This window comes from Rhodococcus sp. 2G (assembly GCF_001886355.1).
Classification (GTDB): domain Bacteria; phylum Actinomycetota; class Actinomycetes; order Mycobacteriales; family Mycobacteriaceae; genus Rhodococcus; species Rhodococcus pyridinivorans.
Window position 1 is genome coordinate 2,405,609 of the sequence record NZ_CP018063.1, and the last position, 24,074, is coordinate 2,429,682.

Here is a 24,074-nt window from a genome sequence, read left to right on the forward strand (position 1 = left end):
TGTGCCCGTGTGGCGTGTGTTTCGCCAGCGAACCAGAGAGGTTCATGTGAATTCGGTGATGATCGCGTCTCCGAGGGCAGGCCAGAGCGGTTTGGCCCAGTCTCCGAACGCACGATCAGTAAGTACCACAGCGGCGACGGAAATTTCGGGATCTACCCAAATGAATGTGCCCGATTGACCGAAATGACCGAAAGTACGCGGTGAATTACCGGGAGCGGTCCAATGCGGGTTCTTTTCGCCCCGGATCTCGAATCCGAGACCCCAGTCGTTGGGCTTGAACATCCCGTAGCCGGGCACGAGTCCGTTCAGACCCGGAAACTGCACGCTGGTCGCCTCGGTGAGGGTTTCGTGCGAGACCAGAACGGAATCGAGCAGCTCACGCGCGAACAGTGCGAGATCGGCGACCGACGACTGCGCCCCGTGACCCGCCGGCCCCGGCAGGGACGAGGACGGCATGCCCAGCGGCTCGAAGACCGCTTGCCGGAGGTATTCCGGGAACTCGATACCGGTTTCCGTCTCGACGAGTTCGGCGAGCACCTCGAAGCCCGCACTCGAGTAGATCCGCTTGCGTTCGGGTTCGGTCTGCACGGTGCGCTCACCGAACGCCAGACCCGAGGCGTGGGCGAGCAGATGCCGCACCGTCGACCCCTCGGGACCCGCAGGCTGATCGAGCTCGATCGCGCCCTCCTCGACGGCCACGAGCGCGGCGTACGCTACGAGCGGCTTCGTCACGGACGCGAGGGGAAAGACCTCGTCGAGGTCTCCCCTGGACGCGACCGTTCCGGCATCGCGGGTCACCACCGCGGCGGCGGAACGGTCGACGGGCCAGTCGCTGAGCAGATCGAGGCTGTGCACGCGATCAGCCTACGAGACGCCCCGGCGGCGCGGGGTCACCGGTCGGTACCGGTCACCAGTCGGCTTCGGTGTAGCGGATGACGCCGCGGATGTTCCTGCCCTCGAGCATGTCCCGGTATCCGTCGTTGATCTGCTCGAGGGTGTAGGTACGCGTGACCATGTCGGCCAGGTTCAGCTGACCGGACTTGTACAGGTCGAGCAGATTCGGGATGTCGACGCGGGCGTTGCACCCACCGAAGATGTTGCCCTTGAGGTCCTTCTGCAGCATCGAGAACAGGAACGAGTTGAGCTTGACGTCCATGTCGGACATGTAGCCCATCGCCGTGACGACGCACCGTCCGCCCTTGGCCGTGAGCGTCAGGGCGGGATCGACCAGCTCACCCTTCATCTCGCCGACGGTGATGATCGTCGAGTGGCACATGCGGCCCCACGTGATCTCCATGATCGGCACGATGGCCTCCTCGATGGAGGCGTAGGTGTGCGTGGCACCGAACTTGAGCGCCTGCTCGCGCTTGAACGGTTCCGGGTCGATCGCGAACACGTGGCGCGCACCCGAGGCGACGGCGCCCTGCAGAGCGCTCATGCCGACACCGCCGACGCCGATGATGGCGACCGAGTCGCCGGCCTTGACCTCGGCGATGTTCGTCGCCGAACCCCAGCCGGTGGGCACGCCGCAGCCGACCAGCGCCGCGAGCTCGAAGGGTACGTCCTTGTCGATCTTGACGACCTGGCTCTGGTTGACCGTCATGTACGGCGAGAAGGTGCCGAGGAGGCACATCGCGATCACGTTCTCGCCGCGGGCCTGAATGCGGTAGGTGCCGTCGGAGATCGCCTGGCCGCTGAGCAGTCCCGCCCCGAGGTCGCACAGATTCGAGTGCCCCGAGGAACAGGACGGACACCGTCCGCACGCGGGGATGAAGGACAGCACGACGTGGTCGCCCACCTCGAGACCCACCACACCCTCACCGACCTTGGTGATCACGCCCGAGCCCTCGTGACCACCCATGGCGGGGAAGGACGGCATCGGGGTTGCGCCCGTGACGATGTGATGGTCGGAATGGCACATGCCGGCGGCTTCCATGCGGATCTGCACTTCGCCCGCAACGGGATCGCCGAGGTCGATCTCCTCGACGGACCACGGTTCGTCGATGCCCCACAGCACTGCACCCTTGGTCTTCATCTGGCTCGCCCTCCATCGCATTGCCGGTTGTGCACGTGACGATAGCCACAATCGCACAGAATTGGAACAGGTTCTACATCCTTTCCCGGTCCGGTGGGACACCCGCGCTCGATACGGTGAGAGGCAGTCCCGCGGGTCACCACCGCCCGAGCGTCCGAGGAGATGCCGTGTCCGACAATCCGGAACTCACTTTCCACGGGGCGGCGAGAACCGTCACCGGTTCGTGCGCGACGGTCGAACTCGGCGACGCACGGATCCTGATCGACTGCGGACTGTTCCAGGGCTCCCGCAGCCTCGAGAACCTGAACGTCGCCGAGTTCGCGTTCCCCCCGGAGTCGGTCGACGCCGTGATCCTCACCCACGCCCACATCGACCATTGCGGCCTGCTCCCCAAGCTCGTCGCCCGCGGCTTCGACGGCCCGATCTTCTGCACGGCCCCCACAGCGGAATTGCTCTCGTTCATGCTTGCCGACTCGGCTCGCATCCAGGAGTTCGAGGCCCAGCGCCGCAATCGGCGACGCGACCGCGCGAACCGCGCCGAATTCCACCCGATCTACACCGAGGAGGACGCCCGGCTCGCCGCCTCACGCGCCCGGCCGATACCGCTCGAGGAGTGGTTCGAACCGGCGCCCGGTTTCCGGGTCCGCCTGTGGAATGCCGGACACATCCTGGGATCGGCCTCGGCGGAGATCGAGGCCGGCGGTGTGCGGATGTTGTTCTCGGGGGATCTGGGGCCGGAACAGAAGGCCTTCCACGCCGATCCGGAAGGTCCGACCGGACTCGACTACGTCGTCTGCGAATCCACCTACGGGGACCGCTCACGCCCTCGACTCACGATCGCCGAGCGCCGCGACCTCCTCGCCCGGGAGGTGAACGAGGCACTCGGGCGGGGCGGCAACCTGATCGTGCCGTCGTTCGCGCTCGAACGCACCCAGGAGTTGTTGCTCGACATCGGATATCTGCTCGATGACGAGCGTATTCCGGGGGTGCCGGTCTTCGTCGACTCCCCGCTGGCGATCCGCGCGACCGACGTCTTCGCCGCACATGCCGGAGAACTCGAGGATCTCGACGGCCGGAACGTCTTCCGCCATCCAGGCATCCGGTACACCGCCGAGGCCGAGGAATCGATGCGGATCGACAGCTACGATCGCGCGATCATCATCGCGGCCTCCGGGATGTGCGAGGCGGGACGGGTTCGGCACCACCTGCGGAACAACCTCGCCCGCCTCGACTCGACGGTGCTCTTCGTCGGCTACCAGGCGCAGGGCACGCTCGGCAGGGTGATCCTCGAGGGTGCGTCGAAGGTCCGGATCTCGGGTGAGGACATCGACGTCCGGGCGCAGATCCGGCGGATCGACAGCTACTCCGCACATGCCGACCGCGGCGAGCTGGTGCGCTGGGTCGGGCACCGCGCGCCGATCTCCGGTGCAGTCTTCCTCGACCACGGAGAACCCGATGCGCTCGCCGCCTTCACGGCGGCGCTGCACGACCTCGATGCCGGACTGAACGTGGTCGTCCCGGAGATCGGCGCCCGATACCGGCTCGTGGCGGGCGGTCCGCCCGAGCACATCGCCACGGTCGCACCCCCGGCACCGGTGCACGTCGGCCGCGACTGGCAGAACGACTACGCCGAGTTCGCCACCGGTCTGCGCGACCAGCTGCTCGAGATCGACGACCCGCGCACCCGGGAGCGCGCGATCGCTGCGATGCGGAAGGTGCTCGACGAATACCGCACGGGTGCCCAGACCCCGGAGGAGCACCGGCGCCACTCGAGGCCGGGTCGGCGCAAGCCTCCGCCCCGCCGGAGGCGCCGTTTCTGAGCGTGATCCTCATGTTCGACCGCGGCGAGGGCCGCCGCATCGGCATCGGACAACGGAGGACGAACCATGACGACGAAGGCGCTCGCGCCCGAAGTATCCACGTGGCCGGCAGAGAACCCGCAGCTCATCGGCAGCCGCTGCGACGACTGCTCCGCGACCACATGGCCCACCCAGCCGCGTTGCCCGTTACCTTCTTCGTAGTCCCGCACCGCGGGACCACGGTCGCCAAGTTCGGTATGACTTCTTGCCCCTGTCTCTCGAATGATCCGGGGGGTGGTGTCGCCGAACCTGGTGACGTCGATGGACCGCTGATAGGGACACGGCCACCGGATTTGCGGTAGGTCTCTTCGTAACGTGGGTGCCGGGTATCGACGTCGGATCGGTGACCGTCCGGAGCGGAACGAAAGGCACGCTTCATGGACCCGACCTACGCCGTGTTCTGCGGCATCGACGTGGGCAAAGGCGAACACCACGCCGTCGGACTCGACCCTTCGGGCACTCGACTGTTCGACAAAGCCCTGCCCAACGACGAAACCAAACTGCGGACTGTGTTCGACCGTCTCGCCGAACACGGCCCGGTACTGGTGATCGTCGACCAACCGAACACGATCGGCGCTCTGCCGGTCACCGTGGCCCGAGCCTGCGGCCACGCCGTGGCGTACCTGCCGGGATTGACGATGCGCCGCGTCGCCGACCTCTACCCGGGTCAGGCCAAAACCGACGCCCGAGATGCGTTCATCATCGCCGACACCGCCCGCACGATGCCGCACACGCTGCGCCGGGTCGATGTCGGTGACGAGGCCCTGGCCGAACTCGGGGTACTCGTCGGATTCGACGACGATCTCGCCGGTGAGGCCACCCGCATCAGCAACCGCATCCGCGGATTGCTCACCGGAATCCACCCCGCTCTCGAACGCGTCCTGGGCCCCAGGATCGCGCATCCGGCCGTGCTCGAAATCCTGTCGCGCTGCGGTGGACCGGTCGGTATCCGCAAGGCCGGCAAGCGCCGGCTCACCACACTCGCAACCAAGCACGCTCCGCGAATGGGCACCCGTCTCGCCGAGGAGATCCTCGCCGCCCTGGATGCGCAATCTGTGACGGTGCCGGGCAGTGCCGCCGCCGAGATCGTTCTGCCGAAACTTGCAGATTCTCTGAAAGAAGTTCTGCAGCAGCGCAAGAGCATTGCCGAGGATGTCGAGAGGATGCTCGACGACCACCCTCTTTCCCAGGTCCTGATGTCGATGCCCGGCGTCGGCATCAGGACTGCAGCCCGCGTCCTCCTCGAGGTCGGTGACGGTTCCGCGTTCGCGTCTGCGGCACACCTGGCGGCCTATGCCGGTATCGCCCCGGTGACTCATCGTTCCGGGTCGTCGATCCGTGGGGAGCACCCCGCCCGATCGGGCAACCGCAAGCTCAAACGGGCGTTGTTCCTGTCCGCATTCGCCGCGTTACACGATCCGACCAGCCGCGCCTACTACGACCGCAAACGCGCCGAGGGCAAGAAGCACAACGCCGCCCTGATCTGCCTTGCGCGGCGGCGCTGCGACGTCCTCTACGCCATGCTCAAGAACAAGACCTTCTACCGGTCCCCAATCGCAGAAGCAGCATGAGCACAGACCACGAGTTGGGGCTTGACCCGTTGTTAGCGCACTTGCTTCGCCAGATGGATCAGCGCATAGCCGCCCGGAGTCGGAGTGCGGTGCGTTTCCTGATACCCGAATCGGGAGTAGAGCCGCAGGTTGCCGAGGCTGCGCTCACCTGTGAACAACTGCAGATCAGTGATCTGCTCAGGTAGTCGCTCTTCCACCAGTTCGAGCAGTCGACTGCCCCGGCCCTGGCCTTGCATGTCCGGGGCCACGACCAGCCTTCCCAACTCGGCGGTATGAGGCTCCGTCGGAGAGAGATACACGCGCACGGCGGCGACGAGACGTTGGGAGTCATCGCGCAACCCGAACGCGAGCACGTCGGGCTGCGTCAGCTCACTCACCAACTCGTCGAGGGATTGCATCAACGGGGGAAGGTTCACGTCGTCGTGGGCCTGCGCCTCAGTCACATATGCAGCACGCTGCAACGTCAGCAGCTCACCCGCGTCCCCACCTGACAGTGTCACAACGGATTCCATGCATGTCGATTATTCCAGCCCCTACCGGACCGCACTTCAGTGGCATCCCCGGTCGGTTGACATCAACATAGGGACACCCCCCGGTGCAGCGGGGCGAACTTCTCGGAGCTGCTGCTGCCGCGTCGCGGCACGCTCGTGGCATGGACCACGCAGGGCTTCGTGCCGATCTGATCCGCACACATCCCATCGAGGAGTTCCCGACATCGTGAACGACGTTGCCATCATCGGGGTGGGCCTTCACCCGTTCGGTAGATTCGGCGCCAACCGGCATTCCCTTCACCAACGTGTTCAACACGTGCGCGACGTCCGCTTCACCGCCGATCCCGCCATGCTCGGTCTGCCCGCCTGGTACGCCGAGAACGGACAGTTCGTCACCACCAAGTTCTTCGGCATGAAGGCGAAGAACTACCGCAACGGCGGCCTCAACCCGAATGCCTTCCGCCGCATGGAGTTCAACATCGACGACATTCTGTCGTCGCCGATGCTCAACTACCCGCTCACGGCGAAGATGTTCTGCGCGCCGGACGAGGCTGCCGCAGCGGTGATCATGTGCCGCGGCGATCTGGTGTCGAAGCACACTACCGAAACGCCGGTCTACCTGCGCTCCAACGCGATTCGCACGCGCACCTACGGCGCGTACGAGGTCCGTGTGACGTGGGCGTCGGTCGAGGAGGACGTCTCCCCCACCGTCTACGCAGCCAAGGCCACCTTCGAGGGCGTCGGCATCGGCCCCGAGGGCGTCGAGGGAGCCACCGAGATCGGCGGATCCCTCCCGGTGAACACCGACGGTGGTCTCATCGCCAACGGTGAACCCATCGGCGCCTCCGGTATCCGCCAGGTCCACGAACTGGTGTTGCAGCTGCGCGGTCAGGCCGGCGAGCGGCAGGTTCCGGGCGAACCGAAGGTGGGCCTCGCCCAAGTCCACGGTGCCCCGGCACCGCAGCCGCATCGATCCTGTCACTCCGAGCACCACGTAACCGCACGAAAGTTCGGTCGCCGCAAGAGATCCCGAGTGCGGTGGCCGAACTCGTCCCAGGGACACCGCGAGGCCGGAATCACAGCACCCCGAGGCACTTTTCGCAACCGGAGGAAGGTACTGTCCAGCTCAGCGGGTCGAACGCGGGGGACGACTCTCGGCATCACTTCGAGTCGAGGCGTTCATCCGTGCGTCGATTCGTCGTGTCCCGTCGTGGCTTCCGCAGCCTTGCGGTCGGTCTCGCAGGCCTCTCGTCGCTCGTGTTCGACACCGCCACCGCGCACGCCGATCCCGAGCAACCCGACGCCGAGCCCGCCACCGCCTACGTCGAGGGCGTCGACGAGGTGACCGACCAGCACTGGACGGTCCGCGTCTATTCCCCGGCCGTGGATACCGTGATCCCCCTGGACGTCCTGCGTCCGGCCGATCCGAGCGAGCCGCGGCCGGTCGTCTACGCCCTCGGCGGCGCGGGTGTCGGGGTGATCGACGGCACCGGGTGGATGGAGAGCAGCGACATCGCCGAGTTCTTCTCGGACAAGAATGTCAACGTGGTCATCCCCGCCACCGGCAACTTCAGCTACTTCACCGACTGGGATCTCGACGATCCGGTTCTCGGTCGCAACCAGTGGCAGACCTTCCTCCTCGAGGAACTGCCGCCCGTCGTCGACGAACTGCTCGCCACCGACGGCAAGCAGTCGATCATCGGGATGTCCATGAGTGCCGGCTCCGCGCTGGACCTCGCGATCCGGAGCGGCGACCTGTACTCCGGCGTCGCATCCCTCAGCGGATGCGTGCGCACCAGTGATCCGGTCGGTCAGCTGTACGTGAGGCTCGTCGTCGAGCGCCGCGGCAACGGCGACGTCGAGAGTATGTGGGGTCCGGCCGACGGGTCCGCGCTGGGCCGAGCACGACGTCTACCTCAATGCGGAAGGCTTGCGCGGCAAGGCCTTGTACCTGTCGAGCCGCAACGGTCTGCCCGGCGCGTACGACGTCCCCGGTCAGGAACGCGCGGCGGGTGAATCGTTCGCCACGCAGATCGTCGCAGGCGGAGCGATCGAGGCCGCCACGGAGGCCGCCACGAATGCCTGCACGCACCAGCTGGTGGACCGGCTCGAAGCGCTCGACATCCCGGTCACGGCCGAACTCGATGCCGACGGAACGCATTCGTGGGGTTACTGGGAGGACGACCTGCGCAAGGCGTGGCCGATCCTCGCCGAGTCGATGGGCGCTGAGGCCTGATCGCGAGGCTTCGCTCGCGGGGGGCCTGATCCCGAGGCGTCACTCGCCGGGGTCCAACCGGATCCGGGCGACCACCGAACGGTGATCCGCCCTGGGAAGGTCGTCGGAGTCGAACGCGACGGCCGTCCCGTTCCCGACGAGGATGTGATCGATCGCCACCAGCGGCGGGCCGGGTTTGTCGGTCGGATAGGTACGCACCGCCCCCGCTCCCGCCTGCTCCGCGGCATCGGCGAAACGCCCCGAGAGCAACGCGCGGAACTGCGCATGGTCGTAGGTGGCGTTGAAATCGCCGCCCACGACTGCGGGGACGTCGGCCGGAGATCGATCGAGGATGTCCTGCAACCGCGACAGTTCGGCAGCCCAGTCCTGCGCATCGAACACCGGTGGGACCGGGTGGAACGCGTGGACCGCGACCGGTCCCGCCCCCGGTACGTCCGCGAGCGCAGACAGTTGACGGAAGACGAATCCGTCGTGTTCGACGGTGTCCGACAGCGGAAATCGGCTCCAGATCCCCGTTCCCGACGCCAACTCTCCGGGGACGAGATACCGATGGGGCAACAGCTCGTCGAGACCGGCACGGGTGAGTCCATCGACCCCCGCAGAGGTGAGTTCGTTCACCGTGAGCAGGTCGACGTCGCGGTCCCGGACCCGGGACACGACGACCTCGGGATCGGCACCCCTGTCGAACAGAATGTTCGCGTGCATCACGGTGATATCGGGCCCCGCACCGGCCGCAGCCGTCGCGACGTGGAGAGGCGCCTGGGTCCAGACCGCAGTCGCAGCAATCGCACCCGCAACGAGGGCCCCGAATAGGCGTCGACGGACGGCAAAGGCGATCAGCCCGATCACCGCACCGGCCATCAGATACGACGCGCCGGACGCTGCGAGCACCAAGGGTTGGGCCGACCACCTACCGAAGTGGAGCGCGAGACCGACCGCGCCTGTCGCGGTTGCCGTCCACCCGAGAACGTCCGATCCGAGCCGGAGCCACTTCGCCGTCACCACGCCACACAACCATGCCGCAGGTCGCGTGCGCGAGGACCCGTCACCGATCGGAGCGGGAGGCGATCGCGGCGAGGTGCGTCGCGAGCCGGTCCGCGGCCGCCCGAAGTTCCGGTGGCTCGAGGACGACCGCCTCGAAACCCATTCGCGCGACGTGCATCACGACCCAGTCCGGGTCGTCCGCGCCGACGACGAGCACGCACCACCCGTCCTCGTCGTCCTCGACCCGCCCGACCTGCGGCGGCACCATGTCGCGCACCTGGTCGGCGTCCGCCCGCAGGCGGATCCGCGCAATGTACCGGTAGGGCGACTCCGTCACGGACCGCTGGACGTACGACACCGGATCGGGATGCTGCCGCGGCCGGAACCGCCAGGTCGTGAGGGACACGTCGCGCATCCGGTCGAGCCGGAAGGTGCGCCAGTCGTCGCGATCGACGTCCCATGCCATGAGGTACCAGCGCTGTCCGGCAGCGACCATACGCACCGGTTCGACGGTGCGCTCGTCGTCCGCCTCCTGCCGGGTGGTGTACCGGAACCGCACACGGGTCGCGTCGCGGCACGCTCGGGCCAACGCCAGCAGCGTGTCGGCGTCGATCTCGGTGCCCGCGCCGACGACGGTCTCGGTGGCCCCGTAGATCGCCCGCACCTCCGCGCGCAGACGCGGCGGCATCACCTGATCGAGCTTGGCCAGTGCGCGCAGGGCCGCCTCGGCGGCACCGGCGATGGTGCTGCCCGACGCCAGTCGCAGCGACACCGCCGTGGCGATCGCTTCGTCGTCGTGCAGGAGCAGCGGCGGCAGTCTCGTGCCGGCACCGAGCTGATAACCACCGCCGACACCGGGGGTCGCGCGGACGGGATAGCCGAGGGCGCGCAGCCGATCGACGTCGCGGCGCACCGAGCGATCGGTCACGCCGAGTTCCGCAGCCAGTTCGTCAGCGGTCCACGAGGGGCGACTCTGCAACAGCGCAAGCACCCTCAGAACCCGTTCGGTGGTCGACTCGACGGTCACACGACGATAGTCGCACGGATCACGGACCGAAGTTGTCCGGAATATGCGCCAACCTGGAGCCATGACAGAACTCGACTGGAACCACCTACTGCGACAGCAACTCGACTATCCGGTTCGCCGTCGCCTCGACGGCCTCACCGACGACGAATACTTCTTCGAGCCCGCACTCGACTGCTGGAGTGTTCGGCCGCGCGGGACTGGCACCGCTCCCCTACTGGGAGGCGCCGGGGCGATGACCATCGATTTCGCGGTCCCCGAACCGGATCCGCCGCCCTTCACGACCATTGCGTGGCGGCTCGGGCATGTGATCGTCGGCGTGCTGACGATGCGCAACGCGAGCCATTTCGGACGCACAGCCACCGACTACATGTCGTTCGAGTACGCAGCGACCGCGGACGAGGCCCTCGCCCAGCTCGATGCCGAACTCGCCACGTGGATTGCGGGCGTCGAGTCCCTCGGGGAAGACGGACTCGCCCGACCGTGCGGTGAAGCCGAAGGACCGTACGCCGAGTACCCGATGGGCGCGCTGGTCCTGCACATCCACCGCGAACTCATCCATCATCTGTCCGAGGTCTGTCTTCTGAGGGACCTCTACCTGCACACCCGTACCCGCGCCCGACAGGAGGCGAGCTGACATGGCCCGCGACATCCAGATCACGTTCGACTGCGCCGATCCCGCGGCTCTCGCGGACTTCTGGGCGGACGCCCTCGGCTACGAACTCCAGAAGCCGCCCGGCAATTTCGTGTCGTGGGACGACGCGCTCGACGCAATGGGGGTGCCACTCGAACGACGCAACGACGCGTCGGGCATCGTCGACCCGGACGAGGCAGGGCCCCGGCTGTTCTTCCAGAAGGTGCCCGAGGGCAAGCAGGCCAAGAACCGGATGCATCTGGACGTGCGTGCCGCGCCCGGACTCGACGGCGCCGAGCGCATGACTGCCCTGGAAGCCGAGGCCGAACGGCTCGTCGCACGCGGGGCCACGCGCCTGGAGCGTCACGACCCGGCGCCGCCGTTCGGGGCCGGCCACATCGTCATGGCCGACCCCGAGGGCAACGAATTCTGCCTCGACTGAGACTTCGCATGGTCAGGCCGGTTCCGAGACCCAGTGGACGAGTTGCCAGATGATCCCGTTCGGATCCGCGAACTGGCAGTACCGTTCACCCCACGGCTCGGTCTCCGGCTTGGTCACGACCGTCGCACCGGCTTCCGCGATGCGCGCGAACTCGGTGTCGACGTCGTCGACGACGAAGGCGATGAGCATGCCCTGACCGGCCGGGCCGGCGACGGATTCCGGCTTGAAGGTCGACAGCCCGGTACGCAGGAACACGATGTTGAATCCTGCGTCCGGGTGAGTCAACGAGACGAATCCGTCCGCCGACATCTCCTCGGTGAAACCGAAGTGCCGGATCGCGAAATCTGCCGATGCGGCAGTGTCGGCGACGTTGAGCGACAGTGCTGTGGACTTGATCTTCATAGGACCTCCCCCAGAGCAGAAACCTTGTACGGCGTATAGAGTACTCCCGAGAGCGAGTTTTCGGGAGGCATTTATGGCGCGCGATCTGATCGACCTGCTGTGGCGCGAGCATCCCGACGCGCCGACCGGTGGTTCCCGCGGGCCGAAAGCCAAGATCACCACCACATCCGCGGTGGACGCTGCGGTAACCGTCGCCGACGCGGTGGGCCTCGACACGGTGACGATCCGTCGCCTCGCGACCGATCTGGGCGTCTCCGCCATGGCCCTCTACACCCATGTCGGGTCGCGCGACGACCTCCTCGTCCTCATGGTCGATCGGGTCCACGCCCGGCAACCCCGGCCGCCCTACGAGTCCCCGTCGTGGCGAGATCGGGTACGGCAGGTCGCCGAATCCGAACTCGAGCACTACGCCGCACACTGGTGGCTGCTGGACGTCGACGATCAGCGCACCGCGCTCGGCCCCGGCACGATCGCGAAGTACGACCACGAACTCCACGCCTTCGACGGCACGCCCCTCGGCGACATCGATCGCGACGCCGCGCTCACGTTCGTCGCGGACTTCGTGCGGGGTGCGGCCCGAGCCCGACGACCTGATCCGCACGCCGCCGACATGGGCGAGGCCTGGGCGCGATGGAACGAGCGACTCGCGCACTATCTCGGTGACGACCATCCCCTCGCACAGCGGGTGGGAGCGGCGGCCGGAGCAGAGATGAACGCCGCCTACAGCCCGCACCACGCATGGGAGTTCGGGCTGCAGCGCGTCCTCGACGGGCTCGAACCGCTCGTCTCGAATGGCGGGGTGCGACCCACCGGGGAATGATTTCCCCGAAGGTTCGTACGAGAGATGCGAGGATTTCATGAAGCGATTCGCCGCGGGCGTGCTCGGTTGTGCCGCAATCGCCTTCGCAGTGCCGGCCACGGCGTACGCAGATCCCGGCACACCTACGCTCCCCACGGAGGACTACTCCGGGTGCCGCTTCGCGTCGATCTCCGCGGAATGCCGCTGGGAAACGCTCCTCGCCAGCTTGGCCGGCCTGTTACCGACCGGATCCGCGGAGGCCGGACCCAGCATCCGGTAGAAACCGTCACGACTTGGGTGGATCCGCCCCCGCTTTCCGGGGTCGGATCCACCCGAATCGCATCACCTCTCGCGCACCTCTTCGAGCCTGCGGATCAACGTCGCCGCGTCGAACGGGCCGGTGTGCCGGGCGAGGTCCGATCCGGTGGCGCCGAGGTAGAAGGTGGGCGTTCCGAAGACGTCGCTGGCCTCGGCGTCGAGATCGTCGTCCTCGACACGGTGACGGTACCGCCCCAGGCGAAGGTCCTCGTCGAACCTGTCCATATCGAGACCCAACTGCTGGGCGTGTTCGTAGATCTCGTCGCGGGACAGAGCGTCGCTGTGGGCGAACAGGTGGTCGTGCATGTCCCAGAATCGTCCCTGCGCCGCCGCAGCCTCGGCCGCTTCGGCGGCGAACCGGGCGTGCGGGTGGTGTTCATCGAGGGGAAGGTGCCGGAAGACGTACCGCAGGTCGTCGCCGAAGTGCTCGCGCACGTCGCGGATGCTGCCGGTGGCCTTGCTGCAGAACGGGCACTCGAAGTCTCCGTACTCGACGAGTGTGAGCGGAGCGTCGACCGGTCCCCGTATGTGGTCGCGGTTCGGATCCACCGGACGCAGCAGCACGAGCCCGGCAGATCCCTGCGGCGGATTCAGGCGGTCGGACAGCCGGAACAAAGCCCAGCCCAGCGCCGTGGCGAGAACAGCCGCGAGAAGGACGCCGATTCGGGCGTCGTTGGCCGCTTCGGGAGATTCGATCGCCAGATCCACGATGAACAATGAGATCGTGAACCCGATGCCGGCGAGCGCGGCACCCCCACCGACGTGCGAGAGGGTGAGTCCCGGCGGCAGGCTGCCCGGACGCAGGCTCGAGAAGACGGCAGTGGCCGCGGTGATGCCCACGAGTTTGCCCACCACGAGACCGAGGACGACGCCCCACGTGATCGGCGACCGGATCGCAGTGCCGACGGTCTCGGCGGAGATCACCACACCCGCGTTGGCGAGGGCGAAGATCGGCACGACGAGGAACGCCGTGTACGGCTGGTAGAACCGTAGCAGCCGCTCGTTCACGGACACCGCGCGGAGCACCCCGAGTTGCGCGGCGCGCGCGTAGTCGGAGTTGGGCGACTGGCGGAACGCCCGCGTGAGTTCGCCGGCGCGCTCCACCTCGCTGCGGCGCGGCGGATAGACGGGAAGGATCAACGCGATCAGTACACCGGCGAGGGTCGGGTGCACACCGGATTCGTAGAACGCCACCCACGTCCCTGCCGCGACGACGAAGTAGACGACGCCCCGCCACACCTCGAGCCGGCGGAACTGCAGGATCAGCAACAGTCCGATCGCGGCAGGTATCAGGTAGACCGGCTGCAGATCGTCGGTGTAGACGAAGGCGATGATGGCGAGGGCGCCGATGTCGTCGGCCACGGCCAGCGTGAGGACGAACACGCGCAGGCGGGCCGGGCAGCGGGGTCCGACCAGCGCGAGCGCACCGAGCACGAAGGCGGTGTCGGTGGACACGACCACACCCCACGCTCCTGCGGCCTCCCCGCTGGGGTTGAGCAGCAGAAACAGTCCCGCAGGTAGCGCGAGCCCCGCGATTGCCGCCACGAGCGGGACCGCGGCGCGCGTCCGGTCGGTGAGCTCTCCCATGGTGAGCTCGCGTTTGACCTCGAGGCCGACGACGAAGAAGAACAGCGTCATGACGGCGTCGTTCACCCAGTGCTCGAGGTCGAGATCGATGCCGTAGTCGCCGATGCTGATGCTGAGAGGTGTGTGCCAGAACGCCTCGTACGAGTCGCCCAGGTTGGCCCAGACCAGAGCGATCAGGGTCGCCGCGAGTACGACGCCTGCCGCGAGCGTGTCGTCGTCCGTGCCGTCGCGGACCCCTGCCAGAAGGTCGGACGCCCGGCGGAGCGTCGTCGGATTCTCGTCGACCGTCATGTGCTCCCTCGTTCCGCAATCCGCTCCGAGCAACTCGGTGCCGGTGAGTACACCGACGACATCGCACAACGCCGGCCCCCGGGGCGATTACTTCCGGTATCGGCCGTTCGAACCTGCATTGTCCGAACACAACAATGCAACCGGTTCCGCCGTACAGGAGGCGGAATGCACCCCTCCGACTACCGACCTCATCCGAAACTAGACCGAATCGTTGTGCCAACAACCGATTTCGGCGTTTCGACAGCCCGACCGTTACATTCCGCCACTACCTGTCGCCTCGACGGAGGATAGCCCTGCGCGTCCGCCCCGGGTATCGTCACGATCCACCGAAGCATCGGTTCCGAATAACCCTCGGCGAGAACAACTTTCCTAAGTTCTCTTACGGAGAGGAGGTGGATCCGTTGCTGCACACGGGGACGATCCGAAGAGCCCGATGGATGTTGATCACCGCACTGGGAGCAGGGGTGCTCGTCGCGGCGACGACGCACCAGCCCGACTCTGTGGTCCGGGCCGACCCGACGGTCGCGCATGCCCGGTCGTCGCACTCCTCGGTCTCGGTGTGTGCACCGCCGGACGGTGCGCCTGCCTGGCGTCCGGACGAGCTCGGCGACCACCCGGATCCACCGGCTGCGATCGGAGCGGTGGCGAACGGGCGGATCGGAGGCGTCTTCCATCCGTCCACCACGATTCGACTGACCGGCCTGGACGTGTGCGAGCAGTACATCGACCGCACCATCGTCACGACGAACGACGGTTGGTTCCTGTTCACCGGTCTCATGCCGGGTCGCTACACGCTGCGGGGGGACGACGGAACGGTGCTCCCCGAGGTCGAGGTCTCCGCCGAGTCATCGGATCATTCCGGACTGGTGTTGGCTCCCGGTTAGGTCGTCAGCACGAGGAGGTAGCCGCCGCCGGCCTGCTCGATCCTGGTATCGAACCGCACTCCCGGCTCGAGTCGCGACAAGCGGTCGAGGAGCCATTCGGAGGCGTCCTCCGCGTCCGACTTCTCGGGACACCGGGCAACGGCGACACGACCACCCTTGCGGGTGAGTTGCTCGACGACGCCGATGATGGGCGCCGGGTCGACGACGAAGAGCCGGTCGGACCACGGCACGACGGGTTTGACGGCACCCTTCTTGGTGTTGCAGGCGCGGTGCGCGAGTCGCTCGACTCCGCCCTTTCCCTTGCCACCCTTCTTGGCGGTGTTGATGCTGTCGATGCTGGGACCGCGCGGGTCGTTGACCGACATGTCGGGGTCCACGGGCTCGTCGCACAACCAGCAACGCCACGCCTCGCGCTCACCGACTTCTCGAAGGGTGCTCATGGGGTCGAACGCTACCGTTCCGACAAGCAGGAACATCTCGCGGCCATGAGCGAAGGATGTGGGGCGGGCGGGGCTCGAACCCGCGACCAGCGGATTATGAGTCCGCGGCTCTAACCGACTGAGCTACCGCCCCGTCGCGACGACATGCGTCGCACAGTGCCGCACTGCTCGCACGGCGCGATCGAATGCTACCCGGACACAGCGGGCAACACTCTACCGGGTACGAAGTAACAGAGATCACATCGGTGGATGTTCTGCCGCATAGGCACCCCCGGATACACAGAATCCTCCCACCCGTGACGGGTGGGAGGATTCTGTAGGCGCTCCCCCGGCTGGACTCGAACCAGCAACCGTTCGGTTTGCGGTTGGCAGTCGCGTGACCAGGGGCGATGTGGCGGAACTCCGAACCGCATTTCTGTCACGCGAAGTCGCCGCACCACATATACACACTTATGTGCACAAACAAACATACAAACTGCCGAGTGACTGGGAACACGCCATAGAGGAATGGCTCGACTGGCTGCGCGCCGGCGCCGTCCCGAAAACCACCCTGCGATTGCGCCGCGGACACGTGCGCCGAGCAGCACGCATTCTCGACACCACCTCGCCCGCAATCGTGAGCACCGACCTGCTCGTCGTCGCGTTCGCCCGGCGCGACTGGTCACCGGAGCACCGCCGCGGGATGCGCACCTCGCTGATCAAGTTCTACGAGTGGTGCATCGCCCGAGGCATCACGGACACGAACCCCGCGCTCGCGCTGCCGAAGGTTCCCGAGTCCCGACCGCGACCGCGGCCGGCCACCGACCGAATCTGGCAACAGATCCTCATGCAGGCCGGACCACGCGAACGACTCATGGCACAGCTCGCCGGGGAAGCCGGGCTGCGCCGTGCCGAAGTCGCACGGGTCCACACGAACGATCTCCTCGAGGAAATCGACGGCTGGACGCTCGTCGTCCACGGCAAGGGCGGAAAGCAACGCACCATCCCGGTCAGCGACGCGCTCGCCCACGAGATCGCCAAAGGCCCCGGAGGGCACACCATCGGACGGGGAAGGTCCGGCTGGCTGTTCCCGGGGCAGGACGACGGCCACCTGTCACCCGATACAGTCGGCAAACTCATCAGCGAGCTCATGCCCGAAGGCTAGTCGATGCACAAGCTGCGCCACCGCTTCGCAACCCGCGCGTTCCAAGGCACCCGCAACCTGCTCGCAGTGCAGGAAGCCCTTGGTCACGCCAGTGTCGCGACCACCCAGCGTTACACCGCGATCACCCGTGACGATGTACGAGCTGCGGTCCAAGCCGCGGCATGACATCGCGTATCAATTACCCAGAAGGAGACACCAAATGCCCGTACCACTGACCCCCGACGAGAGAAAAGCTGTCGAGACTGATCTCGCCGACGTCCGCGTCTACGAGGCCCTTCTTGCGCCACTCGGCGTCAAAGGGCTCGTGGTCATGTGCGACGACTGTCGCCACGACCACTACCCGACCTGGCACGAGCTGTTGGGCAACCTCGAGAGCCTGCGCGACACAGGGGACGTCGCACATCACCCGGAGAACGCGACCAGGGACCCACACGGATATGCCAGTTGGGACTGGTGCCGCGGCTATCTGGCGGGGCTTACGCGCGACGTCGAACGGTGGGGACCCACGACAGAGTCCTGATCAGTCACTACCGATGTGCCGGGTGCGGAGGGGAAGCCGTCACCCCGGATGACATCAACCTCGGCACTACCGAGGATTACCCGGGCGTACACCGGGTAGATGAACCGAGCAGTCCCCCGACACACCGAGAGGACACCACTATGAGAATGCGCAGTCTGCTCCTCGTGCCCGCTTTGCTACTGCTCGCCGCGTGCGGTGACAGCGGCGACGACACCCCGGCACCGACCTCGGCGCCGAACCCGACCGGCGCGGCCACGACAACCGAGGATGCCGGCACCGATGGGGCGCAGGATGACTTCGGCAGGATGATGGAAGAAGGTGCCCGCGAACAGGTCCAGGAACGACCCGGTGATGCGGCGCAGCTCGCGAGCGACATGGAAGACGCAGTCGGCGGCACACTCGCCGGCAGCACCCTGACTCCTGAGCTCGCTCAGCAGTTCGCGAACGTCACCTGCCTGAGCGTCGATGTGGAAGAGGGTCCCGGCGCCGTCGACGCGGTGAAGGCGACAACAGCCGGCGACTTCGGACTCGAAGATTCCCAGGCGTCCGAACTCGTCGACCTCGCCGTCGCCTACCGCTGCCCGGAGCTCGCCTCGAAGTAGACTCGACGCAGCAAAAAGTGGCCCCGACCTCGATGGTCGGGGCCACTTCTCGTCTATCCCTATCCGGCGCTGCCGGTGTTGAACGGGTCGTACGCCCAGACCTCACGCATGATCCGCGACGGGTACGCATCCGGCGAGAGCCGGATCAGCCGGTTCACCGACCCGTCCGGCAGCGTCTGAGTGCAATCCCAGATCCGGCCGTGGAAACCGCGGCACTGCAATCCGGCGTCACCATACGGACTGATAATCAACCCCTTGTCGGCGTGCTCGGCGAACGCGCCAGCTTCCCACGGCGTCACGAAATACTCCGTCGCGTCGTACGGCCCCGTCGGGTCGATGTAGTCGTCCTGCGCCGACGCGGCCGGCGCGAGCGCAATCGCGGCAGCAGCGGTGAGCGCGGCAGCAGCGAACACACGTCTGATCATCATGAAGCGAGTCTCCAATCGCTCGGGTGAATGACGTCTCCGTCTACCCGGCGATCGCCCGCAGCGAACCGACCGTTACGTTCCTGCCGCGCCCACCAGCGCGAACCGCCTACGCAGCACCCCCGAGATAGGCGGCGAGGACATAGTTGCCGTGCCGATCCAAGTTGTTGCGGGCGCGGTCGTAGCGCGAGGTCATCCGCGGATCCGCGTGACGAGCCATGATCTGCACATCCCGCAACGGAATGCCGGCGTCGAGCGCCGAGGTGACATAGCCGTGGCGCAACAGATGGCAGTGCACGTTCCGGGTGATGCCTGCCTTGCGCGCGAGACGCTTCACCACCCGATCCGCGGAACGCCGCGTCATACGCGAACCATCGCGACGCAACAGCAGCGGACCTGAGGTGCGTCCCTCGGCGGCGCGGTCCATCGCCCGGGCGATCGGCACCGGCAACGGAATCGACGCAGGCTTGCCGCCCTTGCCCATGATCCGCAGCACCCGGTGCCCGCGCTCGGTGTACTGAAAGTCCTCGATATCGACCGCGCACGCTTCGGAAACCCGCAGGCCGAGCAGCGCCAGCATCGTCACCAGCGCACCGTCGGTCGGGGTCGACGCGCGGGCCGTGGCGATCAGCGCCGAGATCTCGGAGCGTTCGAGCCCGACCATCCGGGTCTCGTCGAAGTACACCTTCGGCATCTTCACGTACTCGGCCGGATTGCGGTCGATGATCCCGTCGACGTGCAGCGTCCGGAAGAACATACGCAGGCAGGACAGGCGCCGGTGCACCGTCGACGGAGCGTTGCCGCGCTCGAACTCGAGGTAGCGGGCGAACAGCTCGAGGTGCGGGCGCTGCGCCGCGAGCGGATCCAAACCGACACTCGCGCACCAGTCGTGGAACAGGCGCAGATCGAGCCGGTACGCCTCGAAGGACTGCCCGCTGTAGCGCGCGAGGAAGCCCGCGGCGGCGAGGTCGAACGGCGAGAGCCGGACGGGGTCGGTGCCGGGGCCGGCGGGCAAGAGGGTAGCGTCATGCACGGTCATCACTCCAACTCAGACTTGGGTGGTGGCAAGGCCCCGTTCCGGTGTTGCGAGCACCGTGCGGGGCCGACCTCGTTCTACGTCCCGAGGTGCCCGCGAGGATACGCGCGGATGATCTTGCGCGCCAGAACCCTACTGCCCTTCGTGGCCCGTCGGATCAAGGTACGCCGCAACAACTTCGAGATTGTGCGCGAGCTGGTCGAGCGCATCCCACTCGGCATGTCGATAGCGCGGATGCGACGACAGATCGACCACGGCAGCGTCCTCGGAATCAGCCATGCCGACCAGTGTCACATGCCCGGACGCCGAAAATCGCCCCCCACCGCGAAACGGTGAGGGGCGATCGTCCCGGCTCAGGGGGTGCCGGTGCACGCCAGTGCGTACGCCAGGCTAATCGGCAGCACCGACACTCACCCGAAGTCCTGCTCTTTCATCTGGTCGCGGTGCGGCAGCTCGTGTCCCCTCGCGAGCCCGCAGCACAGTTGCTCGTCGTCGTCGGAGTAGGCATCACAGACCGGGTTGGTGCACTCGTGCGCGTACTGGTGCTGACCGCAGTAGTACTTCCCGCACCCCGGCTCGTCCGGGTCACGATGACCGTCCGGAGCCTCCCCGCACAGATACCCGAGCCCGCGATCGATGCGCGTAGTGCAGCCGGGGTGGTCGCATTCCGCTTCCACGCCGTATCCGGCTTCGCGACCGTCGGGCAGGACGTAGTAGGCGTAACCCATGTCTGCTTTTCTACTCAGCGAGTAGGACGATCCAGATCGCCGCCGGTGGTCAGCATGGTTCCCACCGGCCGTTGCGGATGAAGCCGTGCCACCCGCAGTCGGGGTCGAGCACCGAACCGATCAGGGTGATGTGGGCCGGATCGCCGACATTCTCGTAACCCCACGCCTGACCCGTCTTGGCGTTGGGGCCGACGCCTGCCATGTCGTCGATGCCCAGTCGCTCGCGCGTCAACGGGCACGGGTGCCACATGTACAGCCCGCCGAGGCGGGTGCGCTCCTCGTCGAGGTAGTACGGGGTGTAGCTGACGCCGTGGCCGGCGTCGAAGAGCCCCGGCCCAGCGAGACTCGCACCGTTGTCCAGATACTCACTCATGCTGTTTCCTCCAAGCACATAAGGATGCGTTACGGGCGGGGCGTCATGTCGCACTGCGGCACAGTCGACCGTGCGCGAGAATCTTCGCCATGACAAATACCGTGAGTACCCGCGGGGAGGCGGGGCTCCGATCCAAAGACATGTCGATTCAGGCGCTCCGCGGCCTCGCCGTATTTCTGATGGTCGCCGGACATGTCATCGGGACCAGCTCCGACCGCGGAATGAATGTCGCCGACGACTCGATCTGGCGACTGTTCTACCTCGGCCTCGAGGACATCCGGATGCCGCTGTTCACAGTGATCTCCGGCTACGTCTACGCCATGCGTCCGATCGAGAGCCGTGACGATCTTCCGCAGCTACTGCGAGGGAAGACCAGGCGCCTGATCCTGCCGCTCCTCACCGTCGGCGTGCTCCTGTTCGGCATGAAGCTCGTCGTTCCGGATACGAACAGCAAGCCGAAGCTCAGCGAGTTCTGGCGCGTCTACGTATACGGCTACGAGCACCTGTGGTTCCTGCAGTCGATCTTCCTGATCTTCCTCACAGTCGGAGTGCTGGGCGCGGCCGGCGCCTTGTGCACCGTGCCGCGCTGGGCGGCCTGCACCGCCGTCGCGCTCCTGCTCTTCGTGTTCGTTCGCGTACCTGACACTGCGAACGTGTTCAGCATCAACGGTGCCATCCGACTGCTGCCATTCTTCCTGATCGGCTACGGCATGTACCGGTTCAAGCTGTTCAGCTTCCGCAGATGGGAGCTGCTCGGAGCGCTGGCCGTCTTCGCCGGTGTCTACAGCATCCGCCTCGCGGTCATCGTCAACGACCTCGAACCCCAGGATGCGGTGCGTCGGGCGCTCAGCCTGGCTGTCGGTGTCGGCGGCGTCATGCTCCTGTACTCGCTTCGCAAGTTGATTGCATACCGGTGGCTCGCATGGATCGGCGGATTCTCGTTCGGCATCTATCTGCTGCACGTGTTCGGATCCGCCGGCGCCCGCATCGCCCTCGGTAAGGTCGGCATCGACTGGGATCCCGCCGTATTCGTGGTGTGCCTCGCCGTCGGAGTGGGTGCGCCGATCATCTTCCAACTGCTGTTCGGCAGGTGGAACATCGTGCGCACCCTACTCCTCGGCGAGAAGCCCCGTCGACGTCCGCAGGCGATCGCTACAGCTGAACCCAGTGAGTCGAGTTCCACACGAACTGTGCAGTAGCGCCGGCGTTGAGGACCAGGTCCGCAGCCGCCTTCGTGACGATCTTCTTCGTCGCGTCGTTCGGGATCGTGATCGGCTGGGTCGAGGTGCCCAGCACGAACATCACCAGCATCTGACCCCGGTACCGCCCGGAGGGCAACGCCGCGAGGGTGTAGGGGCTGGTGTTGCTGAACAGCTGGAGCTGCACGACCGGGGACCGAGTCCAAGCGATCGGCGCCAGCTTCGTCGCATCCGCGATCGCCTCTCGCGACGTCACGACCAGCGACCCTCGTGCATCGCTGACCGGGCCGGTGTAGTCGACGAACGAGTTCGCATCGTAGAGCGAGTCGTATGGCATCGTCGCCTTGCCGGACATTTCGAGGCTGTCGATCCGAACCTTGTCCGTGGCACCCGTTGCGCGTACCACGATCCGCGTGAAGTCGGGCCCGGTGGTGAAGTCCCACCGGCCGCCGGCGACGTCCAGTTCGGAGGTGCCGGCCATGTACGCGAACCGCTGCCCGGTGCCCGAGGTGTGAGCCGTCTGATCCATGCAGACCCGGCCCATCTTCGCTTTCGCGTTGATCAGCTGGAACACCGCGGCGTTGGGGGTGCGGACCGCCGCGCCGTTGACCATCCATCCGTCGCCGTCGAACAGTGCGTTCATGGCCTGGATGACGTGGCCCTTGACGCCGTCGATGGTGATGTTGCGGATGGTCGACTTGCGGGACTCGAACACACCGGAGAGCGGGTTGAGGTCGATGCGCATCGCTTCCTCGTCGCCGTAGATCCGGGTGGCGTGGATGCCGTCGATGATGTGGCCCCACGATTCGGAGTTCGACCCGGTCTGAGAGAAGATCCGGAACAGGTAGCGGCAGTCGATGACCTTGCCGCCCTGGATGCTGTGCTGGCGCCCTCGAAGGCCGTAGCCGTTGTAGCAATCGATCGCGTCGCAGTTGACGAACATGTCGCCCTGGCTCATCGAGTGCGTGTCCCAGGCGGTCGAGTTCGTGCCGACCGCGGTGGAGTTCTCGCAGACGTTACCGAAGGCGCGACCGTAGTTGTGCACTGCGGACGAGTTCGCCGGGACCATCGGATCGGCGGTGGTGTAGGCGTGGCGCACCCGGTGGATCCGCATTCGCGAGGCACGGCCCCACGCGCTGCACGTGTTGTTGATGCCGTAGCCGAAGATGCCACTGCCGGGGTTGTTCGGAGCTGCGTCGACCACGATGTTGTCGACGCGCCAGCCCACGCACCCCGTGACGCCGATGACCTGGCCTGCGGTGGCATTGAACGAGGCGTCACGGATCACCGGCGAGGCGAGTCGCGTGAGGCCGATGGTGGTGCCGGTGCCGGTCTTGTTGAAGTCCCCGCCGGCGATCGTCACGCGGTGACGGCGGAGCCGATGGACGCGGATGTTGGTGGTCATCGGATCATGTAGCGTGCCGACCAGATCGACCGTGTTCGTGCCGGTGCTGTGTACCAGGAAGAACTGGCCGGTGCGGGGTTCGTTCGTGCCGTTGCCGGGGAGGACGCCGGGGAGGATGTCGTCGGCGATGACCTGCACGATGTCGCCCTTGGTCCAGCCAGGGTTCGTCGACAGCGTCAGGCGCACTCCGGGGTCGCTGTTCTCGTCCGAGACGGTGATTGCCGTCAGCGATGACACGGGGTAGATGGTGTCGACGGTAGCGGCCGCGGAGATCATCGCCCCGTCGGTGCTCTTCTGGAAGAAGGCGCCGTAGTTCTCAATGGTGATCGTCTTGTCGACCACCGACAGCGTGCCGTCCTGGCGGTAGTAGCCCGCCGGGATGATCAAGCGAGCGCCGTCCGGGGTGGCATTCGCCGCCGCCTGCAGCGCAGCCGTGGAATCTGTGGCTGCGGTCGGATCCAAGCCGGGGAACGCGCCAGAGGTAGCGATCACCGCATCTTTTGCGAAGACCGACAGCGGCACATAAGTGGCATCTGCGTCCGCTTTGGAGAGCTTCTCACCGAACCGCTGCGCGAGGTCGGCCTCGACGTCGGAGGACAGCTCCCCGGTGTCGGAATCGTAGGAAACAAGCTTCTTGACCATCGG

General features: G+C 66.5%; 25 protein-coding genes, 1 tRNA gene and 4 pseudogenes. 15 read left to right on the forward strand and 15 right to left on the reverse strand.

Annotation, left to right across the window (positions count from 1 at the left end; genetic code table 11):
• Window positions 1-42 precede the first annotated feature (42 nt).
• Together BO226_RS11240 and BO226_RS11245 are read right to left on the reverse strand one after the other, a co-directional pair.
• A complete protein-coding gene (locus BO226_RS11240; RefSeq protein WP_071935243.1) occupies window positions 43-855 on the reverse strand; it encodes a serine hydrolase domain-containing protein in 813 nt (270 codons plus the stop codon).
• A gap of 52 nt (window positions 856-907) precedes the next feature.
• Window positions 908-2,035 (reverse strand): NDMA-dependent alcohol dehydrogenase, encoded by a 1,128-nt coding sequence (locus BO226_RS11245; RefSeq protein ID WP_071935244.1) that lies wholly within the window; start codon window positions 2,033-2,035, stop codon window positions 908-910.
• A gap of 167 nt (window positions 2,036-2,202) precedes the next feature.
• On the opposite strand from BO226_RS11245, the gene BO226_RS11250 reads away from it, so the two are divergent.
• The 3 genes and pseudogenes from BO226_RS11250 (at window position 2,203) to BO226_RS11260 (ending at window position 5,465) form a co-directional block, all read left to right on the forward strand.
• Window positions 2,203-3,855 (forward strand): MBL fold metallo-hydrolase, encoded by a 1,653-nt coding sequence (locus tag BO226_RS11250; protein WP_071935245.1) that lies wholly within the window; start codon window positions 2,203-2,205, stop codon window positions 3,853-3,855.
• Between the two features lie 66 nt (window positions 3,856-3,921).
• Window positions 3,922-4,053 (forward strand): annotated as a pseudogene (locus BO226_RS27020) (zinc ribbon domain-containing protein); the annotation flags it as partial.
• Window positions 4,054-4,271: 218 nt separating this feature from the next.
• Window positions 4,272-5,465, forward strand: coding sequence for an IS110 family transposase (locus tag BO226_RS11260; RefSeq protein ID WP_064257581.1), 1,194 nt, complete (start codon window positions 4,272-4,274; stop codon window positions 5,463-5,465).
• Between the two features lie 32 nt (window positions 5,466-5,497).
• On the opposite strand, the gene BO226_RS11265 is transcribed toward BO226_RS11260, so the two are convergent.
• Entirely contained in the window at window positions 5,498-5,977 is a 480-nt protein-coding gene (locus BO226_RS11265; RefSeq protein ID WP_064257580.1) for a GNAT family N-acetyltransferase, read from the reverse strand.
• A 78-nt stretch (window positions 5,978-6,055) separates the two neighbouring features.
• On the opposite strand from BO226_RS11265, the pseudogene BO226_RS11270 reads away from it, so the two are divergent.
• The 4 genes and pseudogenes from BO226_RS11270 to BO226_RS28080 all read left to right on the forward strand — a co-directional run.
• Window positions 6,056-6,142 (forward strand): annotated as a pseudogene (locus BO226_RS11270) (DNA-binding protein); the annotation flags it as partial.
• A 40-nt stretch (window positions 6,143-6,182) separates the two neighbouring features.
• Window positions 6,183-6,940: pseudogene (locus BO226_RS26690) on the forward strand (thiolase family protein); the annotation flags it as partial.
• A gap of 273 nt (window positions 6,941-7,213) precedes the next feature.
• Window positions 7,214-7,972, forward strand: a complete 759-nt coding sequence (locus BO226_RS11275) for an alpha/beta hydrolase (protein WP_232238119.1) — start codon at window positions 7,214-7,216, stop codon at window positions 7,970-7,972.
• Complete coding sequence (locus BO226_RS28080; protein WP_232238104.1) at window positions 7,887-8,192, forward strand: hypothetical protein; 306 nt, start codon at window positions 7,887-7,889, stop codon at window positions 8,190-8,192. Before BO226_RS11275 ends, BO226_RS28080 begins: the two co-directional genes overlap by 86 nt.
• 39 nt (window positions 8,193-8,231) lie before the next feature.
• Here BO226_RS28080 and BO226_RS11280 read toward each other — a convergent pair whose 3' ends face one another.
• Both BO226_RS11280 and BO226_RS11285 read right to left on the reverse strand, forming a co-directional pair.
• The gene (locus BO226_RS11280) at window positions 8,232-9,197 is read right to left on the reverse strand and encodes an endonuclease/exonuclease/phosphatase family protein (protein ID WP_006554451.1); all 966 of its coding nucleotides are present in this window, start codon (window positions 9,195-9,197) and stop codon (window positions 8,232-8,234) included.
• Window positions 9,198-9,237: 40 nt separating this feature from the next.
• Window positions 9,238-10,203: a helix-turn-helix transcriptional regulator gene (locus BO226_RS11285; RefSeq protein WP_006554452.1), complete on the reverse strand. Its 966-nt coding sequence runs from the start codon at window positions 10,201-10,203 to the stop codon at window positions 9,238-9,240.
• Between the two features lie 61 nt (window positions 10,204-10,264).
• Between BO226_RS11285 and BO226_RS11290 the strand changes: the two genes are divergently transcribed.
• On the forward strand, window positions 10,265-10,837 hold the full coding sequence (locus tag BO226_RS11290; protein ID WP_024101338.1) for a DinB family protein: 573 nt from the start codon (window positions 10,265-10,267) through the stop codon (window positions 10,835-10,837).
• Window position 10,838: 1 nt separating this feature from the next.
• Window positions 10,839-11,276, forward strand: coding sequence for a VOC family protein (locus BO226_RS11295; protein WP_071935246.1), 438 nt, complete (start codon window positions 10,839-10,841; stop codon window positions 11,274-11,276).
• Between the two features lie 12 nt (window positions 11,277-11,288).
• On the opposite strand, the gene BO226_RS11300 is transcribed toward BO226_RS11295, so the two are convergent.
• A complete protein-coding gene (locus BO226_RS11300) occupies window positions 11,289-11,678 on the reverse strand; it encodes a VOC family protein (RefSeq protein ID WP_006554455.1) in 390 nt (129 codons plus the stop codon).
• A gap of 73 nt (window positions 11,679-11,751) precedes the next feature.
• Here BO226_RS11300 and BO226_RS11305 point away from each other — a divergent pair, with 73 nt between their 5' ends.
• Window positions 11,752-12,498 (forward strand): TetR/AcrR family transcriptional regulator, encoded by a 747-nt coding sequence (locus BO226_RS11305; RefSeq protein WP_071935247.1) that lies wholly within the window; start codon window positions 11,752-11,754, stop codon window positions 12,496-12,498.
• Between the two features lie 321 nt (window positions 12,499-12,819).
• Here BO226_RS11305 and nhaA read toward each other — a convergent pair whose 3' ends face one another.
• On the reverse strand, window positions 12,820-14,673 hold the full coding sequence (gene nhaA / locus BO226_RS11315) for a Na+/H+ antiporter NhaA (protein WP_071935249.1): 1,854 nt from the start codon (window positions 14,671-14,673) through the stop codon (window positions 12,820-12,822).
• Between the two features lie 437 nt (window positions 14,674-15,110).
• On the opposite strand from nhaA, the gene BO226_RS11320 reads away from it, so the two are divergent.
• Complete coding sequence (locus BO226_RS11320) at window positions 15,111-15,557, forward strand: hypothetical protein (RefSeq protein ID WP_071935250.1); 447 nt, start codon at window positions 15,111-15,113, stop codon at window positions 15,555-15,557.
• Here the strand turns inward: BO226_RS11320 and BO226_RS11325 are convergent.
• Window positions 15,554-15,934 (reverse strand): hypothetical protein, encoded by a 381-nt coding sequence (locus tag BO226_RS11325; RefSeq protein WP_006554460.1) that lies wholly within the window; start codon window positions 15,932-15,934, stop codon window positions 15,554-15,556. The genes BO226_RS11320 and BO226_RS11325 overlap by 4 nt on opposite strands.
• A 122-nt stretch (window positions 15,935-16,056) precedes the next feature.
• Window positions 16,057-16,130 (reverse strand) — tRNA-Ile (locus BO226_RS11330).
• 549 nt (window positions 16,131-16,679) lie between these two features.
• Between BO226_RS11330 and BO226_RS28085 the strand changes: the two are divergent.
• The 3 genes and pseudogenes from BO226_RS28085 (at window position 16,680) to BO226_RS27720 (ending at window position 18,263) form a co-directional block, all read left to right on the forward strand.
• Window positions 16,680-17,306 (forward strand): annotated as a pseudogene (locus BO226_RS28085) (tyrosine-type recombinase/integrase).
• Window positions 17,307-17,340: 34 nt separating this feature from the next.
• A complete protein-coding gene (locus tag BO226_RS11340; RefSeq protein ID WP_156895179.1) occupies window positions 17,341-17,661 on the forward strand; it encodes a DUF5319 family protein in 321 nt (106 codons plus the stop codon).
• Between the two features lie 140 nt (window positions 17,662-17,801).
• The gene (locus BO226_RS27720) at window positions 17,802-18,263 is read left to right on the forward strand and encodes a hypothetical protein (RefSeq protein ID WP_198040638.1); all 462 of its coding nucleotides are present in this window, start codon (window positions 17,802-17,804) and stop codon (window positions 18,261-18,263) included.
• 59 nt (window positions 18,264-18,322) lie between these two features.
• Here the strand turns inward: BO226_RS27720 and BO226_RS11350 are convergent, their stop codons facing one another.
• From BO226_RS11350 to BO226_RS11370, 5 genes are all read right to left on the reverse strand, one after another.
• A complete protein-coding gene (locus BO226_RS11350) occupies window positions 18,323-18,676 on the reverse strand; it encodes a hypothetical protein (protein ID WP_232238105.1) in 354 nt (117 codons plus the stop codon).
• A gap of 121 nt (window positions 18,677-18,797) precedes the next feature.
• Window positions 18,798-19,727, reverse strand: coding sequence for a tyrosine-type recombinase/integrase (locus BO226_RS11355; protein WP_156895181.1), 930 nt, complete (start codon window positions 19,725-19,727; stop codon window positions 18,798-18,800).
• A gap of 129 nt (window positions 19,728-19,856) precedes the next feature.
• Entirely contained in the window at window positions 19,857-20,003 is a 147-nt protein-coding gene (locus tag BO226_RS27030; RefSeq protein ID WP_156895183.1) for a hypothetical protein, read from the reverse strand.
• A 131-nt stretch (window positions 20,004-20,134) separates the two neighbouring features.
• Window positions 20,135-20,452 carry a hypothetical protein gene (locus BO226_RS11365; RefSeq protein ID WP_071935254.1) on the reverse strand — a complete coding sequence of 106 codons (318 nt, stop codon included), beginning with the start codon at window positions 20,450-20,452 and terminating at the stop codon, window positions 20,135-20,137.
• Window positions 20,453-20,501: 49 nt separating this feature from the next.
• The gene (locus BO226_RS11370; protein ID WP_071935255.1) at window positions 20,502-20,825 is read right to left on the reverse strand and encodes a hypothetical protein; all 324 of its coding nucleotides are present in this window, start codon (window positions 20,823-20,825) and stop codon (window positions 20,502-20,504) included.
• A gap of 140 nt (window positions 20,826-20,965) precedes the next feature.
• On the opposite strand from BO226_RS11370, the gene BO226_RS11375 reads away from it, so the two are divergent.
• Window positions 20,966-22,024 carry an acyltransferase family protein gene (locus BO226_RS11375; RefSeq protein ID WP_071935256.1) on the forward strand — a complete coding sequence of 353 codons (1,059 nt, stop codon included), beginning with the start codon at window positions 20,966-20,968 and terminating at the stop codon, window positions 22,022-22,024.
• Here the strand turns inward: BO226_RS11375 and BO226_RS11380 are convergent.
• A complete protein-coding gene (locus tag BO226_RS11380; protein WP_071935257.1) occupies window positions 21,978-24,071 on the reverse strand; it encodes a hypothetical protein in 2,094 nt (697 codons plus the stop codon). The two genes, BO226_RS11375 and BO226_RS11380, sit on opposite strands and share 47 nt — an antisense overlap.
• Window positions 24,072-24,074: the final 3 nt, after the last annotated feature.